The organism is Psychrobacter sp. R86515, assembly GCF_042466315.1.
Lineage (GTDB): Bacteria > Pseudomonadota > Gammaproteobacteria > Pseudomonadales > Moraxellaceae > Psychrobacter.
Window position 1 is genome coordinate 1,856,781 of sequence record NZ_JAXHCC010000001.1, and the last position, 18,154, is coordinate 1,874,934.

Below are 18,154 nucleotides of genomic sequence, written 5' to 3' on the forward strand. Positions count from 1 at the left end.
AGTGTTATAAATACCTGCTTTGACTGTCATTAGGTGCGAACTTTGCGTGATAAAAACTTGGTTTTCGCTTTTGGCAATACCAAGGCTAGTACCACGAGCAATGCGGTAATCAAGTTCAAATCCTGTGGACCAAAGCCGATACTACGTAGCGTATCGCTTGATAGCGCAACCTGAATAAACAGTTTGTACAATACCGCGCCGACAACAACGGCAAAGGTAATCAGCCAAATACGCTTGGCAGGAATGATTGTCTCACCGATGATGACCGCTGCTAGACCAATGACGATTGTACCGATACCAATTGAGATATCTGCGCCACCCTGAGTCTGGACAAATAGTGCTCCCGCTAAGGCAATCAAACCGTTGGAAATAGCCATACCGATGATAGTCATCCAAGAAGTATTGATACCTTGCGCCTGTGCCATTCTTAGGTTTGAGCCAGTAGCGCGCATCGACAGACCTGTCTCAGTACTATAGAACCAGTTCAAAAATAACATGGCAGCTGCGACAACGACACCAATAATCAGGCAGCGCATCCAATAGCCATTACCATCGGTCACCAAGGTGCTAAACACTGTAGTTTCGCCAAGCAGGGGTAGGTTTGGCGCGCCCATGATGCGTAGGTTGACAGAATATAAGGCAACCATGACCAAGATACTGGCAAGCAGCTGCAAGATGCCAAGTTTGACATGTAGCCATGCCGTGACGATACCAGCGACTGAACCTGCTAACATTCCAAAAGCACAGGCCAACCACGGGTTGATACCAGCGATGATAGAAATACCAGCGACTGCGCCACCTAACGGAAAACTACCGTCAGCGGTCAAATCTGGGAAGTCGAGCGTACGAAATGAGATAAGCACACCGAGTGCTACTAGGCCATAAATCAGACCACTTTCAAGCGCACCGAAAAAAGCAATTAAAGACATAAGAGATCAGTAAGTCATAACCAAGTGTCTAGCGTATGGTACCAAGATAAGTAAATGGCAATTGCCAAAATCATCTACCTGCTAAACAGCTAAGCGGTGAATTTAACAGATTAAGCAATCTGCGGTTAGGGTAAACCAAAACATATCACGATTAACAACGATCATAAGCTACCTTGGTTTGAAGCGACGGTTCAAGACACTGTAATATGAGCAATAAACCTATCCTCTACTTAACAAGTATCAGATAAATAGTCAGACAAATACAGCACTATTAAACACGCTTCCAAAAAAGACTCTGTTTAGACAAGAAGCCCAGCCTAATGACTCATAGCTGGGTTTCTTGTTTAATCATTAGCCGTATATTTTAAGGCATACAACACAGTATTAAGTAGTGTCGCTTTCCTATTCATACCTGCTATTGTGAGCCAAATACAAAGGAGCGTTATTCTACCACTTCTTTTGCTTTATCGATAACCGCTTGTGGCAACGTGATGCCTTCTTCTTTAGCGTGTTTTGGACTGACGTATAGATCAAGCGCTTGTGGAGTGTAAACAGGGATAGCGCCTGCTTTTTCACCGTTTAAGATACGTACGACAATTTTACCAGTTTCACGGCCAAGCTCATAGTAGTTCACGCCTAGAGCAGCAACAGCACCACGCTCAACTGAGCTAGTATCTGAGGCAATTAGAGGAATCTTACTTTGTTTGGCGATTTGATAGAGTGACTCGTACGCTGATACCACGTTGTTGTCAGTTGAAGTGTAGATCATATCGACCTTACCTTCGAGACTACGGGCTGCCATCGCGATGTCGTTACTACGCTGTGCAGGCGCTTCTAGTACATTGATACCGAGTGGAGTTAGCTTCTCTTTTAGATTTTTTAAGATAATCGTTGAGTTGACTTCACCTGGGCTATAGACATAACCGACGTTCTTTAATGATGGAATGATTTGACGCATCAAATCAATCTGTGGCTCATACGGTAGGGCATCTGATGCGCCTGTCACGTTGGTACCAGAACCATCTAGCTTAGGTACCAGTTTTGCTGCTACTGGGTCAGTAACTGCTGAGAATACCAATGGAATGCTGCTAGTAGAAGCAGCAACAGACTGCGCAGACGGTGTTGCGATAGCGACGATAACATCTGGCGCATCAGCGACAAATTGCTTGGCAATCTGACCAGCAGTAGCAGTGTTTCCTTGCGCGCTTTGGAAGTTAACGGTTAAGTTTTCACCGTCCTTGAAGCCTGCTTCGTTTAGCTCGTCGATGACACCTTTACGTACATCATCAAGCGCTGGATGTTCGACGATAGCGGTAATAGCAACGGTCTTCATAGCCGTCGCTGCATCACCAGTAGCGGCAGCATCCGTGGAGCCATCATCTTGTGCTGATTGGTTACAACCAGTCAAGATAGCCGTACATACACCGCCTAATAATAAAGCCTTACCGAAATTAAAACGACCAAAACGATTTTGAGACAACATGGGTCTTACTCCTAAAATAATAGTGTGTCCGTACACTATATAAATAATTGACAAGCTAATAGATAGCTTACTACTTTTTATTTGGTTTCAGCATCAATATCAACATTGATGGCGTTTTTTAGTAACTCTGCTGGTAAGCTGACACCTTGTGTTTTGGCATGCTTAGGACTGACATATAAGGTCAGGTCATTCATGACTTCAGGTTTGATGGTGTTGACCGCTTCGCCATTTAACACGCGATATACCATCTTGCCAGTGGTACGACCAAAGTCATAGTCATTAACACCAAGCGCAGCAGTCGCGCCGCGTTTTACACTGAATTCATCAGACGCGATAATTGGTAACTTTAGCTCATTTGCTGCTTGAGTCATGGCCTCAAAGGCAGAAGCAACATTGTTGTCAAATGAGGTATAAATAATATCTGCACGTCCTTGTAAACTGCGTGTTGCCATACCGATGTCCGTTGGACGATTGGCAGGAATGTCTAATAGTGACAGACCTCGTGCTGGCAGAGCTTGTTTTAGATTTTCACGTAATGATACTGAGTTTGCCTCACCTGGGCTATAGACATAACCGATGGTCTTTAAGTCAGGCTTTATCTGCTGTAACAAATCCAACTGCGGCTCTAGCGGTAGTTGGCTTGATAGTCCAGTCAAATTGCTTTGAAAAGGCTTGCCATCTGCTGTGATGAGTTTGGCACCCAATGGATCTGACACAGCAGTGTAGATAATAGGGATAGTGGTGGTAGCGGCTACCACTGACTGCGCAGAAGGCGTTGAGATTGCTACGATCGCATCAGGGTTGTCTCCTGCAAATTGCTTGGCAATCTGTCCTGCAGTCGCTGTGTTTCCTTGTGCACTTTGAAAGTTAACAGTTAGGTTTTGACCTTCGACATAACCATTATCTGCCAACTCATCAATAATACCGCGGCGCATATCATCTAATGATGGATGCTCAACGATTTGAGTAATGGCAATAGATTTGGCAGGTTTGTCTGTAGCCGTGCTATTTTCAGCAGTCGCTGCGGTCTCGGTAGAGGAGTTTGAGCAGCCGATTAGTCCAAATGTGCTAATGGCACTAAGAGCAACGCCATATAGGCTTAAGCGTAGAGTAGAAGCGATAGTCATTATTAGGTTAACTCATAGGTTATATCAATCGCAAAAACTAAGTAAATACGGCCAGACAGACTGAGCCTACTAACTTATATAGTAGTCATTTTGCTCATCTGTTTGGTGTACTTTGGTTGTTTGCCATGATATTGAAGAATGCAGATTAGCCAAGTCAATGCTATGTTGATGCTGAGATAGCAGGCTAACAATTAAATAAAGTAATCGTTCCATCGATTATTATGTTCATATTATGACAGTAATGTAAGTTATCGCAATAAGAAATTAATCTGTAGCGGTCATGGTGATGGATAATAAAAAAATCATCACTTCTTTTTATCTTATCAAGACGCGTGGTGCATTGAAGCTCTTATGTAGATCTAAATATAACAGATGCCGCTAGGGTACTTTTGTTTGCTCAAACCATATGCAAAAGGCTTACATCCTAGCAACGCATCTATTACGTACTCACTTCATAATTAATGTAAGCTAATTTTCATACGAGAAACATGATAAGTCTAAGAATAATCCAGTCATTTTGGTGACATTGTGGATACGAAGTAGTCCTTATAACTTATCTAACTTTTTCGAATGACTATTTTAAGGATAATATTATGAACACTGCTAATCTTAAATTATTAACCATCGCCGGTATCACTGCTACTTCTTTGATTGGATTGCCTGCTATGGCAAAAGATGGTCATGGAAACGGGCACGGTAATGGACATGGTAATAGCAAAGGTAACTCTGCCCATGTTAGTAAAAACTATAAACATAATGGCAATGCCCACCCAAGTATCAACGCTTATCGCAATGCTAGCCCGAATGCTTCATTTAAGCGTGATCTTGATAGATACGGTTATAGAGTAGTCGGCAAGATTGATAGAAGGGACTATGACCGTTCTGTCGTTTTAGACCGTTATGATGACCGTTACGTTCGTATTCGTACGCCAGAAAATAACATTGTGACGGTGATTAATGATACGTTGCAGATTATCGATATTTTGAGTAGATAAGTATCAGGCTTGGTTTTTAGTCATTTGACAAATCAACTATAAAAAAAGATGCCGCTGAGGGCATCTTTTTTATTTCTTAATCCTAAAAATAACCGTTAAGCCAATACGTCGCCAACAACACAAGCATCCGGTAAGGTAACGACGGTTAAGCCTGTCTTTGGCTCGCCAGTTGACAATACCATGCCTTCTGATACGCCAAATTTCATCTTGCGCGGGGCAAGGTTGGTCACGCAAATGACTTTCTTATTAATCAATTGCTCAGGCTCATAGAACTTACGAATACCACTAAATACGTTGCGTGGTTTGTCTTCACCAACATCTAGCGTGAATTGTAATAGCTTATCAGCACCTTCGACATGGTTACACTCTAAAACGTGTGCGACTTTCATCTCGACTTTGGCAAAGTCTTCGATACCAATATAGTCAGTTTGTTCAGCATCCACATTAGCATCTGTTGCAGGTGCTTTGTCTTTTGCGGCAGGCTTGCTACTTTCAGTCGCAGCAGGAGCGTCTGCTTGAGTTAAGGATGCTTTAGAATCCTCTACCATTGCTTCGATATCTTTTTCTTCGATACGTTGCATTAGTGGTTTGAATTTATTGATTTTATGACCTAGTAACCACTCATTACGACTGGCAAAACTTAAATCATCAAGGTTCAAAAACGCTTTCGCATTATTAGTCAGCTCAGGTAATACTGGCGCGAGATACACCATCAATTGACGGAAAATATTGATAGCGACCGAGCAGACGTCTTGAACTTCTTGCTCAGTACCCTCCAATTTTGCGAGTGACCATGGTTTTTTGGCATCGATATATTCGTTGGCTTTGTCCGCACATTGCATGATTAGGCGCATAGCACGCGAGAATTCACGATTCTCATAAGCAGCAGCAATCTCATCACCCGTTTTGGTGATGTCTTCTAATAGCTCTGACTCGACGCAAACTTCTGACAGCATGCCGTCGTACTTCTTAACCAAGAACCCTGCACTACGACTGGCGATATTGACGACTTTACCAACCAAGTCAGAGTTGACCTTTTGCATAAAGTCTTCTAAATCTAAGTTGATGTCTTCAACTTTGTCAGACAGTTTACTGGCAAAATAATAACGCAGATATTCAGGATGTAAGTGCTCAGCATACGTCTCGGCTTTGATAAAAGTACCGCGTGACTTACTCATTTTTTCGCCATTGACCATCAAGAAACCATGGGCAAAGACGCCAGTTGGCGTGCGTAACTCACTACCAGCTAGCATGGCTGGCCAAAACAAGGCATGGAAGTAAACAATGTCTTTACCAATGAAGTGATAAACCTCAGTTTTATGCTCGTTTTCTTGCGCCCAGTAGTGGTCGAAATCAAGCGCTTGGTCTGTTCCTGCACGCTTATCACATAGGTTTTTAAAGCTTGCCATGTAGCCTACTGGCGCATCTAGCCATACGTAAAAGTATTTGTCTGGCTCATCACTTGGGGTATCTGGAATTTGGAAGCCGAAGTAGGGCGCATCACGTGAGATATCCCAGCTGGCAAGTCCTGCCTCAAACCATTCTTGAAGTTTATTAGCCACTGACGTTTGCAAACGGTTGTCACTGCGCGTCCAATCTTTTAGGAACTGCTCAAACTCTGGCAAATCAAAGAAATAATGCTTAGAGGTTTTGAGTACTGGCGTTGCATTAGACAGTGTCGAATGCGGGTCTTTTAGATCCGTTGCATCGTACGTAGTACCACATACTTCACAGTTATCGCCGTACTGGTCTGGTGAATCACACTCTGGGCAAGTCCCTTTGACAAAGCGATCGGCTAGAAATAATTGCTTTTCAGGATCAAACAGTTGCTCGACATCTTTTGTGCTGATATGACCAGCATCATTGAGACGACGATAAATCAGCTCAGAGAACTGTTTGTTTTCTTCTGAATGAGTGCTGTGATAATTATCAAAATTTATCAGGAACTTTGAAAAATCCGCTTCGTGTGAGGCTTTAACTGAGGCAATTTGTTCCTCTGGCGTTACGCCATTGGCCTCTGCTTTGAGCATGATTGCCGTACCGTGTGCATCATCCGCGCAGACATAGGTGACCTGATGGCCTTGCGCTTTCATCGCACGTACCCAAATGTCAGTCTGAATATATTCTACAAGATGCCCCAAATGGATATAGCCATTGGCGTAGGGCAGCGCACTGGTTACTAGAATCTCACGCACAAAATCACCTATATTTTTATATAAACGGGTTAGTTATCGAACATCTCAAGCGGTTCACCGCTCATCGATGCGACATCGTTAATGCTAAAAACTTCTAAAAATAATAAAAATTCAAAAAGTGTGCCTATGATACCGTAAATCAAATAAATTTGTGATATTCCTTGGTAATTACTTCTCATTTGGCAGGCATTTATTAACCATAAACAATAGCCTTACATTAAATCTGATAGTTATAGAATGGTTATCAATCAGCCATAAAAAAACCCACCAAGCAGTATGCAAAGTGGGTTTTTTATTTATCCATTATTCGCTTAGATACCAGTGGTTAGTCATAATAAATGGCTAAGTGGCTAAGTGGCTAAGTGGCTAAGTGGCTAAGTGGCTAAGTGGCTAAGTGGCTAAGTGGCTAAGTGGCTAAGTGGCTAAGTGGCTAAGTGACTAAGTGACTAAGTGACTAAGTGACTAAGTGACTAAGTGACTAAGTGACTAAGTGACTAAGTGACTAAGTGACTAAGTGGCTAAGCTAGCTTAGAATGAACCAAACATCGTACCTAAAATAATTACAGCGACCACAGCGACCAATGGAATGACCATTGTAACCATCGCCAAGTTCAAATAAGACTGCTTATGGGTCAGACCACAAATCGCTAGCAAGGTGATGACAGCGCCACTGTGCGGAAGTGTATCTAGACCACCTGCCGCCATGACGGCTACGCGATGCATCAACTCAGGGTCGATACCGGCATTGACTGCCATTCTTAGATAATCTTCACCCAATGTAGACAGCGCAATACTCAAACCGCCAGACGAGGAACCTGTGATACCAGCAAGCGTAGTCATAGCGACCGCTTCTGAGATCAGAGGGTTGTCAGGGTTTAGGTTTAGGATGCTATCACGAATGATAAGGAAGCCTGCGAGCGACGCGATAACCGCACCGTAACCCACTTCTGATGCGGTATTAAAAATCGGCAGCATAGAATCATAAGTACCACGGTTAATGGTTTTTTGTAGGTTATTCCAATGTCCGATACGCAGCAAAATTAACACCACACAAGCCACGACCAACGAGATAATAATTGACCACAACCCAAGTGAGCCTGCGACATTTAAGTCTGGGAACTGAGTTTGTAGACTACTGAAATCTATCGACGGGAAGACCACATAGGTCAATATAGCGTTTAAGCCAATGACCAATACAAGTGGAATCATCGCAATGGTAAAAGAAGTGTGGTGAGTGTTTAATACCTCAGCTTCTTTTGCCGTTGCGCCAACGCCGCCTACATCTTCTTCGTCATGCTGACCATAGCCTTCGCCTGCTGCATTGGCTTTTCTGGCACGCGACTGGAGCCACATCCAACCACAAACAAACATGATCGTACCACCGATGATACCCAAAATAGGTGCGGCAAATACGTTGGTGTTGTAGTAAGGAATTGGAATAGCGTTTTGAATAGCTGGAGTGCCTGGTAATGCGGTCATCGTAAACGTAAATGATCCTAAAGCAATCGCTGCTGGAATCAAACGTTTTGGGATATCTGCGGCTCTAAACAAGTCTTTGGCGATTGGATAGATAGCAAAAGCCACAACGAACAACGATACGCCGCCATAGGTCAAAATAGCACAGACCAAAATCACCGCAAGGATGGCTTTGCTGGCACCGAGCTTTTCGACGACCGTATTGGCAATAGCAGTTGCTGCGCCAGAGTCTGCCATTAGGCGGCCAAATAGTGCGCCTAGCAAGAATATCGGGAAGAATTTGAGTAAGAATCCACTCAACGCGCCCATAAAGACATCGGTATAAGCGGGAATGGTGCTTAAGAAGTCACCTGACAGTAAGACTGCTAATGTCGCCATAATCGGTGCTAGGATCAGCACAGAATAACCGCGATAAGCAAAGAACATGAGTAATAATAGGGTAATGACAATAGCAAGTGTACTAAACATGACGGCCCTCCTTGGCAAAAAAATAAGGCAGCGAGTATGCCGTGCCTGTCGATATAGGTCAATAAAATTAATCAAAATAAGCCTATGTCGTCTGTTTTATCAAACATAAATCTAGACTCATAGACTGCTAATCATTAATATCTCGACAATTTAACTCCTACACAGCCTTGACTCACATGCGCTGATGGTTATTTTCTAGTCGCTATGAAAATAATATGTTAAGTTAGCATAAGTATTTTATACATGATATACCGATATAATATGTATTATTATAAATAAAAATATAAAGTATAATGTTTAATATGAGCCGCGCTTATCAAATGGAAGTTTATTGATAATAAGCGCTAACCATAAAAACTGGTCATAAATCTCATCACAAACAGCAAATTTACAAGGAATGTGAATATGTTTAGTGCCATCACTAACGTGAGCGTACAGCTGGTCAATCGCTATCTACCATCTCCGTTTGTCTTTTCAATTGTTTTAACCCTCATTGCCTTTGTCGTTGGCTTAGCTATTACTGGTCAAGATATGATTGCGATGGCAGGGCACTGGGGTAATGGACTGTGGTCGTTACATAGCTTTGCGATGCAAATGGCGCTGATTTTGGTCACAGGTTACGCGTTTGCCAGTGCACCCTTTATTCAACGGTTATTGGACAATCTTGCCAGCAGAGTTCATTCTCCTACGACCGCCATTATCGTATCAACCTTGGTTGGACTGGTTGGTTCATGGATAAACTGGGGGTTTGGTTTAATCATCGGGGCAATCTTTGCAAAGGCACTGGCTAGAAAAGTGGCTAATGTCGATTATCCACTATTGGTCGCGGCTGCCTATTCAGGCTTTGTGATTTGGCATGGTGGTTTTTCAGGTTCGATACCGCTGACGCTTAGCTCGGGCGGTGATACGCTACTGACGCTGTCAGGCAACACTATGACAGAAGCAGTGCCTTTATCGCAGACGGTATTTGCAGGCTACAACATGCTGCTAGTAGGTTTACTTATCGTTATTTTGCCACTCGTCAATCGCTTTATGCATCCTAAAAACCCTACAGTTATTGATCCTAAACTGATCAAAGAAGAGATCTACGTCGCGCCTCAAAGAGACACACCTGCACAAAAGCTAGATGATAGCCGTATTATCGCTGTCATCTTATTGGGCTTAGCACTGATGTACTATATCAGCGAGTTTGGTAGTAACGGTTTTAACCTAGGGCTAAACATCGTCATTGGGCTATTCTTGTTCATAGGTTTGCTATCGCATGGCACGCTAGAGCGTTATTATCGTGCCGTACACTCAGGGATAGGTGGTATCACGGGTATTGTGCTATTGTTCCCGTTCTACGGTGGCATCATGGGCATCATGACAGGTGCCAATGCGGATGGTATCTCTATCAGTACGCAAGTGACCGAGTTTTTCGTCAATTCAGCTTCTGCAGACAGTTTCCCAATCTTTGCATTTTTAAGTGCTGGCTTGGTCAATGTCTTTGTACCGTCGGGCGGTGGACAGTTTGCGGTACAGGGCCCTGTTATGATTCCTGCTGGTATTGAGCTAGGTGTCAGTCCAGCCATTACTGCGATGGCGATTGCGTGGGGTGATGCGTGGACTAATATGATTCAGCCGTTTTGGGCGTTGCCATTATTGGGTATCGCAGGTTTGGATGCACGCGCTATCATGGGTTACTGTCTGATAGTACTGGCAGTATCGGGTGCTATTATCATGAGCGTGTTTTGGCTATTGGTATAGTCATTCCACTATAAAAGTATTACAGCGTTAACCTCGCTTGAAGTATTTAATATACATCTACACTCAGTTGCCTTGTACTATTTTTAAATTGAATCGACTATATGGCGTTATAACGCTCAAAAGAAAAATAAGCATGATGAGTTTTCGTTGTTAGGTTTTATTAAAAGCAACAAGCAAATGGATAATTGAAATACTTAATTCAGCATTAGGTTATGCACGGATTAAAAATATAAATAACAGTCATAGGAGACAAGCATGAGTCAGTCAAAAGTATATAACAGTGCCGAAGAAGCGCTAAAAGGCGTCGTTAGTGACGGGCAAACGCTCGCGATCGGTGGCTTTGGTCTATGCGGCATTCCAGAGGCGCTAATTGGAGCATTGCGCGATAGCAAAGTTAAAGAGCTGACCTGTATCAGTAACAATGCTGGTGTCGATGACTTCGGTCTTGGTCTGCTACTACAGACACGTCAAATCAAAAAAATGATTTCATCATACGTGGGTGAAAACAAAGAGTTTGAGCGTCAATATTTAGCTGGCGAGCTAGAGGTTGAGTTGACGCCGCAAGGAACCTTGGCTGAAAAATTGCGTTCAGGTGGTGCAGGTATCCCTGCGTTTTATACTGCAACAGGTGTAGGTACTCTGGTCGCTGAAGGTAAAGAGACGCGTGATTTTGATGGGCGTACTTATGTGTTAGAGCATACACTACGTGCTGATGTCGCCTTAATCAAAGCGCAAAAAGCAGATAAAGCGGGCAATCTAATCTTTAATAAAACCGCTCGCAACTTTAATCCAGATTGTGCGATGGCAGGTAAAATCACCATCGTTGAAGTCGAAGAGATTGTAGAGACGGGTACATTTGATCCAGATGAAGTGCATCTGTCAGGTATCTTTGTTCAGCGTATTGTATTGAATAATAGCCCTGAAAAACGTATCGAAAAAACCACGATTAAAGCTTAATTGTGTTTGAAACTGATAATCAGTCTTTATATTCATGACAGTTTAGATAGCTCATCGTTTAGATAAGTAAAAATAGAATATCGTAAAAAAATAAGGAATTTATCATGGCATGGACAAGAGAACAAATGGCGCAGCGTGCTGCACAGGAGCTACAAGACGGCTATTACGTAAATTTAGGCATTGGTCTACCAACGTTGGTCGCTAACTATATTCCTAAAGGCGTGGACGTGTGGTTACAATCAGAGAACGGCTTGTTAGGTATTGGCGAGTTTCCAACAGCAGATAACGTTGATGCTGACTTGATTAATGCTGGCAAGCAAACGGTCACAGCAGCGCCAGGCTCCAGTTATTTTAGCAGCTCAGAGTCTTTTGCGATGATTCGTGGCGGTCATGTTAATTTGGCAATATTGGGCGCGATGGAAGTATCAGAAAATGGTGATTTGGCCAACTGGATGATTCCAAAAAAGATGGTTAAAGGCATGGGCGGTGCGATGGATTTGGTTGCAGGCGTACAGCGTGTGATTGTCCTCATGGAACAAGTCAATAAACACGGCGACCCAAAAATTCTAGCCAATTGCGAGCTACCATTGACGGGCAAAGGCGTGGTTGATCGTATCATTACTGAGCTTGCCGTATTAGATGTTACTGACAGTGGCCTAAAATTGGTTGAATTAGCAGATGGTGTTAGCTTTGACGAGTTACAAGAAAAAACGCCAGTCAGTATTGCTCAATAGGATTTATCTTCTGATATTTATAGATCATAATAAGGAACCTATATGGCCACCCAATTACAGCAGGATTTGACAGGCAAAGTAGCATTGGTCACTGGCTCTGCAAGTGGTATCGGACGTGACATCGCTGAAACTTATGCAAAAGCAGGCGCAGCGGTTGGTATTGCTGATATTAATCTCGAAGCAGCACAAAAGACGGTTGATGCTATTGAAGCTGCTGGTGGACGTGCTCTGGCGATTGCTATGGATGTTACCTCAGAAGATGCGGTAAACGATGGTGTGCAACAGCTAGTTGATACTTTTGGTAGTATTGATATTTTAGTTTCTAATGCTGGTATTCAGATCATTGATCCAATCGATAAAATGGCTTTTAGCGATTGGAAAAAAATGCTGAACATCCACTTAGATGGCGCTTTTTTGACCACTAAAGCCGCGATTAAGCATATGTATAAAGGCGATAAGGGCGGCACAGTTATTTATATGGGCTCTGCGCACTCGCATGAGGCCTCATTATATAAAGCCCCTTACGTGACCGCGAAGCATGGACTATTAGGACTGTGCCGTGTGTTAGCCAAGGAAGGTGCAGCGCATAAGGTACGCTCGCATGTGATTTGCCCAGGATTTGTTAAGACGCCATTGGTAGAAAAACAAATCCCAGAGCAAGCAGCTGAAAAGGGCATCAGTGAAGAGTCGGTTATTAACGATATTATGCTGGTCAATACCGTAGATAAAGAGTTTACGACAGTAGAAGATATTGCCCAATTGGCGCTATTTTTAGCGGCTTTCCCAACCAATGTATTCACTGGACAATCTATCGTTGCCAGTCATGGTTGGTTTATGAATTAATATATATGCCATTTGCATATACCACAGCGTCAGACCTACTGACGTTGTGGTTTTTTTATGCGTCCAATTCAGCTACACTGTCACGATAGAAGGTTTGGCTAATATACTCATTAACGTTATCGGTTGTAATATGCGCAACGAGACGACTTGAGCGATTTGTCAGATCTACCCACTTGTATAGGCCATAATAGTAGCTATGTTTAACTTCATGAAGAAAAAAACCACAAAAACCGAAACGCCTCAGCAGCAGGCAGAGCGTGATAGTGCCGTCGACAAAGTCCTACTTGGATATGAGATAGGTGCCGTCAGTATTGCCACGATGGTCACAGGACTTGAGCGTGATGGCGAAGCACTTACGTTAGACCTGCGTTTGCCAAAAGATAGCAATCCTGAAGTTATCCAGCAGGAGCTCGGGCAGTTGCTAAACCCGCATGGTATTACCACGATTCATATGAATGTGCGTCTGCCTGCGCCAGAAAAGGGTTCAGGTTCAAGCTTACCAAAGCAGATGCCAAAGACAACCAATGCGATGGAATCCCAGCCTTCATCTGGCGCTAATAACAATGCTAATAGCACTAACGCTGAGCCACCGATTACGAAAGCTGCACCTACCCAAGCATCGTTGGCAGCGCATCCTCGTATCCGTCATATTATTGTCGTGGCATCAGGTAAGGGCGGTGTTGGTAAATCGACAACGACGGTCAACATCGCACTAGCACTACAGAAGCTTGGTAATCGCGTTGGGGTGCTAGATGCAGATATCTATGGTCCTAGTATGCCAACGATGCTAGGCGTTGCTGATGTGAAGCCGCAACTAGAAAACGAGCAATTCGTACCAGTCGATGCGCATGGTATGGCAATGCTCTCTATCGGTAGCTTGCTCGATGGAGATAATACCCCGGTTGCATGGCGTGGACCGAAGGCAACGGGTGCATTGATGCAGCTATATAATCAAACCAATTGGCCGCAGCTGGACTATCTAGTGATTGATATGCCACCAGGTACGGGTGATATACAGCTGACATTAGCGCAGCGTATTCCAGTCACGGGTGCTGTCATTGTCACGACACCGCAGCATGTTGCCTTGCTCGATGCGCAAAAAGGCGTTGAGATGTTTAATAAGACCAATATTCCTGTGCTAGGTGTGGTTGAAAACATGGCGCTACACACGTGTAGCAACTGTAATCACACCGAAGCAATCTTTGGTACGGGTGGTGGTGAGTTTATCGCTGAGCAGTATCATGTACCACTATTGGGTCAGCTACCACTTGCCAGTGGTATTCGTGCGCAAGTTGATAAAGGCGTGCCAAGCGTATTGGCTGATGATGAGTTTGCACAGTATTATCTAGATATTGCCAAAAATATCGAAACCAATATCAATAAATTTGCAAAGCCTGTCGATGATAAGCGGATTTTTTGATGATGGAGAAGTAGCCTAAGCTGGCGACTTTTAAAGTGAATGTATTGTCTAAAAAGAGGATATCTTGAACTTATCTATTTATCAAAGCCATTTAGACAATACTCCCAAGCAGTATAGAGTCTTACGATTATTTCGCCCACCGATATACATCATTGAACTCTCAAACAATCAGTTGATTGCCGTTTGCTACTATAAGGATGGCAGTAGCAAACGCTATCAGATTAATGCTGACTTTAGCAATCGCCGAATGGTAATTGCCGATTTTAACAAATTCACAAAAGCTCTCGCTGAGCTGTTAAAAAAGTTTCCAAGACACTTTTTATGGGTAAGTGCGCTTGCATCAATCAATGTTACAGAAACACTAGCAGATGGATTAACCAATATTGAAGTTAAGGTGATAACTGAAGCACTTTTTGTGGGTGCTGTACAGGCAAAAAGAAGAATTTCACTTAGCACCGTAAGCTATCAAGGACAGATAGTACCTTTAGGAAAATTTGGCTAGGATGCCGATATCATGAATAAAAGCCACGACAAACCGTATACTGCCGCCAACTTAAAACTGGCGAATCTCGAATATCTTATCCAAAATGGTCAGCCTGTTTTTGGTGTTTTCTCCCAAGTCAAAAGTATCAACTACTTAGACTATTATAGTCATCTCATTTCACAAAAATCCCTACCTAACTGGCGTAAAGAATTAAAAGCCAACCAGTTCTGCTTCATTCAGATACTCCAGCCCCCGTATAGAGTGTGCCTCGCGCTCGCAACGATTAAGCTTGCGACTAGTGCTTTCGTTTACATTTATAATGAAGATACTCAGCAGCTGGAAGTCTGTGAGGCGCTACAGCCTTTGACGCATCATACGCACTTAGATGGTGATGGTTATCAAGGGCAGATGGCATTTACACATACAAAGCTGAGTGTCACCTTGGATTTTAGTCCTGCTCAGATGACTATTGCGCTCGACAGTCAGTATGTTGCAATAACGGCAGCGTTAGCACGAAGCGCACAACCGTTAGCCATATGTACGCCGACTGGTAGGCGTGGCTGGACGTTTACGCAAAAAGAGCCGTTGACCTCACTATCTGGGCATTTGCTCATTAAAGCCAAGTCAAAATTTCATACTGATGCTCCTGATGCTCCTGATGCTCCTGATGCTCAATCTCAAAAAATAACTTTCACCGATGTTACTATTGCCAATCTAGATTGGACGCTCGGCTATATGCGTCATGAAACCAATTGGTTTTGGAGCTGTATCACTAGCTATTTGTCAGATGGTCGTCACTTTTTGCTCAATCTGTCTATGGGTGTCAATGAGACAGGAGCCAGTGAAAATGCTTGCTGGCTTGACGGGCAGATATTCTATTTACCACCCGTTATGTTTGCTCGTGAGGGTTCAAGTATTCGATCAAATCAGCCAAATAGTCTTAAGCCAAGTATAGAAGGCGTAGAAACTGACGCTAGCATTTCAGAGCCATGGCGTATCTATCATCAAAATCTTGGTTGGAGCAATGTCGATATTGATTTGAGCTTCACACCGATTATCGTCTATAAAAAGACCGATAATTTTGGTGTGATAGCCAGTATCTTTGAGCAGTGGATAGGTTTTTATAGTGGTGAAATTCGAATAAGAGATGAAGTTATTAGGCTTGATAATGTCATGGGGCTCGCAGAAGATCATTTTGCCAAATGGTAGCTTCTAAGACATAACATGGGAATAAATGAGATTAATGGCTGTATTCAGTTTTAAGTAGCCGCTCCTCTATAAATTCAGCCACCAATTCCGTATAATCGTCGCTATCAAAATACTGTTATCATAACCGCTATTAAATATTTGCTAAGGAACAACAATGTCTATTAAGTCTGACCGATGGATTCGTAAAATGGCCGAAGAGCACGGCATGATTGAGCCATACGAGCCAGGTCAAGTACGCTTTAATGATGCAGGTGAGCGTTTGGTTAGCTACGGTACCTCAAGCTACGGTTATGATGTGCGCTGTGCTCCTGAGTTTAAAGTTTTTACCAACGTACATTCAGTAGTCGTTGATCCTAAAAACTTTGATGATAAAAGCTTTATCGATATCGTTGGTGACGAGTGTATAATTCCACCTAATTCGTTTGCTTTAGCCCGTACTATGGAGTACTTCCGTATTCCGCGTGATGTATTGACTATTTGCCTAGGTAAGTCGACTTACGCGCGCTGCGGTATTATTGTCAACGTAACGCCGCTTGAGCCTGAGTGGGAAGGGCACGTCACTTTAGAGTTTAGTAATACCACCAATCTGCCAGCCCGTATCTATGCTGGCGAAGGCGTTGCGCAAATGCTGTTTTTCCAAAGCGATGCTGATGATGTTTGTGAGACCAGCTACAAAGACCGCGGTGGTAAATACCAAGGTCAACGTGGCGTGACACTGCCAAGAACCTAGTCAGTAAGCGTCCGTTTAAAAGCTTATCAGTTATAGAAAGTTAATAAGCCTTTAAATAGTTAATAAAAAAGCTAGTCATATTAAATATGGCTAGCTTTTTTATTGGGTTAAATAGAATTGGTCTAAGGTTCTATTTACTTCCAGAATTTTTATTTTAGGACCTTTAAACCCGCTTTATTATCGCGCTTTGGTTTAGGTGCTTTAGCAGGACTGTTGTTAGACATTGGTGCTGAGTCGTCTTCTGGCTGATAGTTGTCATACTCTTTTGGATCAAAGAACATCCCTTGCGAGTTCTCTTTAGCATAAATCCCCATCACCGCAGTAAGTGGTACCCAGATTTCTTGTGATACACCACCGAAGCGCGCACTAAAATGAATATAGTCATTTTCCATACTCATGTTACCAGTAGCACGGCTGGCGATATTCAATACAATACGACCGTCTTGCACATGTTCGGTTGGTATTTGCACATTGTCAGCGGTAGCATCAACCATCAAGTATGGTGTCAGAGCGTTGTCTTCTATCCATTGATATAGTGCACGTACCATATAAGGGCGGGTAGGTGTAATAGAGGTGGTTTCGCTCATTTAATGATTTCCTATACTAATAATTTTTAATAATGAAAAATATCTCGTTCAGCAACTTATCAAATGACAAATGCTAATTAACGTCTATCTTATTTATACTTTATTTTAGGACAGCTTTCGATACTTGTCTAATCAACGCACGCTTTTTTGGAAGCTACTGCGTTCAAACACTCTCGTTTGGTATTCAAACAATGGACGGCTAATGGCACGTGGCAGCTCAATACCCATCTCATCTAATCGCCATAATAGTGGTGCTAATAACACGTCACACCAACCAAACTCATCGGCCATAAAATAAGGCTTATGAGCGAACAATGGCGACAGAGTAATTAACGAATCACTAAGCTGTTTTTTGGCAACGGCAGCCTGTGCTTTATTAAAGCTATCTGGATGTGTCAGCAGACGTTTGCCAAGTACTAACCAATCACGCTGAATACGCCAAGCTAATTGGCGAAACTGTGCACGCTCTTGCGGTGTTTCAGGGAGCAATTTATTTGTGTGATAACGCTCTTCAAGGTACTCAAAAATGACGTTAATCTCATAAAGCGCAATCTCACGCTGCTGTAATACAGGCAAGGTATGATAGGGGTTTAGCTCAGTCAAATCTTCAGGGCGCTCAGAATGTAAGCGAGACAAATAGTAAGCGAGCTTTTTTTCTTCAAGTAATAGGCGTACCACATGACTGTCGTAGCCGTCATCAGCATACAAAATTAGCTGACTACTTGGAATGTCATTCGCATCAATCATGAAAGCCTAATGTTAATAGTGAAG

The 18,154-nt window shown here is 43.0% G+C and carries 16 protein-coding genes; 9 read left to right on the forward strand and 7 right to left on the reverse strand.

Translation table 11 applies throughout. From position 1 onward, the window contains the following. Positions 1 to 29 precede the first annotated feature (29 nt). The 3 genes from SJY28_RS07865 to SJY28_RS07875 all read right to left on the reverse strand — a co-directional run bounded on the left by SJY28_RS07865 (position 30) and on the right by SJY28_RS07875 (position 3,539). Complete coding sequence (locus SJY28_RS07865; RefSeq protein WP_379544021.1) at positions 30 to 929, reverse strand: ABC transporter permease; 900 nt, start codon at positions 927 to 929, stop codon at positions 30 to 32. Between the two features lie 442 nt (positions 930 to 1,371). Then, the gene (locus tag SJY28_RS07870; protein ID WP_114700879.1) at positions 1,372 to 2,412 is read right to left on the reverse strand and encodes an ABC transporter substrate-binding protein; all 1,041 of its coding nucleotides are present in this window, start codon (positions 2,410 to 2,412) and stop codon (positions 1,372 to 1,374) included. 77 nt (positions 2,413 to 2,489) lie between these two features. Further along, entirely contained in the window at positions 2,490 to 3,539 is a 1,050-nt protein-coding gene (locus SJY28_RS07875) for an ABC transporter substrate-binding protein (protein WP_238053165.1), read from the reverse strand. A 593-nt stretch (positions 3,540 to 4,132) separates the two neighbouring features. On the opposite strand from SJY28_RS07875, the gene SJY28_RS07880 reads away from it, so the two are divergent. After that, on the forward strand, positions 4,133 to 4,534 hold the full coding sequence (locus SJY28_RS07880; protein ID WP_102094938.1) for a hypothetical protein: 402 nt from the start codon (positions 4,133 to 4,135) through the stop codon (positions 4,532 to 4,534). 95 nt (positions 4,535 to 4,629) lie between these two features. Here SJY28_RS07880 and metG read toward each other — a convergent pair whose 3' ends face one another. Together metG and SJY28_RS07890 are read right to left on the reverse strand one after the other, a co-directional pair. Beyond that, on the reverse strand, positions 4,630 to 6,729 hold the full coding sequence (gene metG, locus SJY28_RS07885) for a methionine--tRNA ligase (RefSeq protein WP_379544022.1): 2,100 nt from the start codon (positions 6,727 to 6,729) through the stop codon (positions 4,630 to 4,632). Positions 6,730 to 7,257: 528 nt separating this feature from the next. Beyond that, the gene (locus SJY28_RS07890) at positions 7,258 to 8,673 is read right to left on the reverse strand and encodes a GntP family permease (protein ID WP_379544023.1); all 1,416 of its coding nucleotides are present in this window, start codon (positions 8,671 to 8,673) and stop codon (positions 7,258 to 7,260) included. A 405-nt stretch (positions 8,674 to 9,078) separates the two neighbouring features. On the opposite strand from SJY28_RS07890, the gene SJY28_RS07895 reads away from it, so the two are divergent. The 8 genes from SJY28_RS07895 to dcd all read left to right on the forward strand — a co-directional run bounded on the left by SJY28_RS07895 (position 9,079) and on the right by dcd (position 16,796). Beyond that, positions 9,079 to 10,419 (forward strand): short-chain fatty acid transporter, encoded by a 1,341-nt coding sequence (locus tag SJY28_RS07895; RefSeq protein WP_379544024.1) that lies wholly within the window; start codon positions 9,079 to 9,081, stop codon positions 10,417 to 10,419. Positions 10,420 to 10,674: 255 nt separating this feature from the next. Further along, entirely contained in the window at positions 10,675 to 11,376 is a 702-nt protein-coding gene (locus tag SJY28_RS07900) for a CoA transferase subunit A (protein WP_379544025.1), read from the forward strand. Between the two features lie 104 nt (positions 11,377 to 11,480). Then, the gene (locus SJY28_RS07905; protein ID WP_379544026.1) at positions 11,481 to 12,110 is read left to right on the forward strand and encodes a 3-oxoacid CoA-transferase subunit B; all 630 of its coding nucleotides are present in this window, start codon (positions 11,481 to 11,483) and stop codon (positions 12,108 to 12,110) included. Positions 12,111 to 12,152: 42 nt separating this feature from the next. Beyond that, on the forward strand, positions 12,153 to 12,953 hold the full coding sequence (locus tag SJY28_RS07910; protein WP_101204306.1) for a 3-hydroxybutyrate dehydrogenase: 801 nt from the start codon (positions 12,153 to 12,155) through the stop codon (positions 12,951 to 12,953). Positions 12,954 to 13,149: 196 nt separating this feature from the next. Then, positions 13,150 to 14,373 (forward strand): iron-sulfur cluster carrier protein ApbC, encoded by a 1,224-nt coding sequence (gene apbC / locus SJY28_RS07915; RefSeq protein WP_379544027.1) that lies wholly within the window; start codon positions 13,150 to 13,152, stop codon positions 14,371 to 14,373. Between the two features lie 64 nt (positions 14,374 to 14,437). After that, entirely contained in the window at positions 14,438 to 14,875 is a 438-nt protein-coding gene (locus SJY28_RS07920; protein WP_379544028.1) for a hypothetical protein, read from the forward strand. A 12-nt stretch (positions 14,876 to 14,887) separates the two neighbouring features. Continuing rightward, entirely contained in the window at positions 14,888 to 16,066 is a 1,179-nt protein-coding gene (locus SJY28_RS07925; protein ID WP_379544029.1) for a DUF2804 domain-containing protein, read from the forward strand. A 154-nt stretch (positions 16,067 to 16,220) separates the two neighbouring features. Then, positions 16,221 to 16,796, forward strand: coding sequence for a dCTP deaminase (gene dcd, locus SJY28_RS07930; RefSeq protein WP_058024138.1), 576 nt, complete (start codon positions 16,221 to 16,223; stop codon positions 16,794 to 16,796). Positions 16,797 to 16,945: 149 nt separating this feature from the next. Here dcd and SJY28_RS07935 read toward each other — a convergent pair whose 3' ends face one another. Beyond that, complete coding sequence (locus SJY28_RS07935) at positions 16,946 to 17,383, reverse strand: ClpXP protease specificity-enhancing factor (RefSeq protein ID WP_102078541.1); 438 nt, start codon at positions 17,381 to 17,383, stop codon at positions 16,946 to 16,948. Between the two features lie 132 nt (positions 17,384 to 17,515). Continuing rightward, entirely contained in the window at positions 17,516 to 18,130 is a 615-nt protein-coding gene (locus SJY28_RS07940; protein ID WP_058024136.1) for a glutathione S-transferase N-terminal domain-containing protein, read from the reverse strand. Positions 18,131 to 18,154 lie beyond the last annotated feature (24 nt).

Coding starts and splice junctions, on each gene's coding strand:
- SJY28_RS07905 (WP_379544026.1), top strand. CDS start 11,481: ATGGCATGGACAAGAGAACAAATGGCGCAGCGTGCTGCACAGGAGCTA.
- SJY28_RS07940 (WP_058024136.1), bottom strand. CDS start 18,130: ATGATTGATGCGAATGACATTCCAAGTAGTCAGCTAATTTTGTATGCT.
- SJY28_RS07875 (WP_238053165.1), bottom strand. CDS start 3,539: ATGACTATCGCTTCTACTCTACGCTTAAGCCTATATGGCGTTGCTCTT.
- SJY28_RS07890 (WP_379544023.1), bottom strand. CDS start 8,673: ATGTTTAGTACACTTGCTATTGTCATTACCCTATTATTACTCATGTTC.
- SJY28_RS07865 (WP_379544021.1), bottom strand. CDS start 929: ATGTCTTTAATTGCTTTTTTCGGTGCGCTTGAAAGTGGTCTGATTTAT.
- SJY28_RS07910 (WP_101204306.1), top strand. CDS start 12,153: ATGGCCACCCAATTACAGCAGGATTTGACAGGCAAAGTAGCATTGGTC.
- SJY28_RS07900 (WP_379544025.1), top strand. CDS start 10,675: ATGAGTCAGTCAAAAGTATATAACAGTGCCGAAGAAGCGCTAAAAGGC.
- apbC (WP_379544027.1), top strand. CDS start 13,150: ATGTTTAACTTCATGAAGAAAAAAACCACAAAAACCGAAACGCCTCAG.
- SJY28_RS07935 (WP_102078541.1), bottom strand. CDS start 17,383: ATGAGCGAAACCACCTCTATTACACCTACCCGCCCTTATATGGTACGT.
- dcd (WP_058024138.1), top strand. CDS start 16,221: ATGTCTATTAAGTCTGACCGATGGATTCGTAAAATGGCCGAAGAGCAC.
- SJY28_RS07870 (WP_114700879.1), bottom strand. CDS start 2,412: ATGTTGTCTCAAAATCGTTTTGGTCGTTTTAATTTCGGTAAGGCTTTA.
- SJY28_RS07880 (WP_102094938.1), top strand. CDS start 4,133: ATGAACACTGCTAATCTTAAATTATTAACCATCGCCGGTATCACTGCT.
- SJY28_RS07895 (WP_379544024.1), top strand. CDS start 9,079: ATGTTTAGTGCCATCACTAACGTGAGCGTACAGCTGGTCAATCGCTAT.
- SJY28_RS07925 (WP_379544029.1), top strand. CDS start 14,888: ATGAATAAAAGCCACGACAAACCGTATACTGCCGCCAACTTAAAACTG.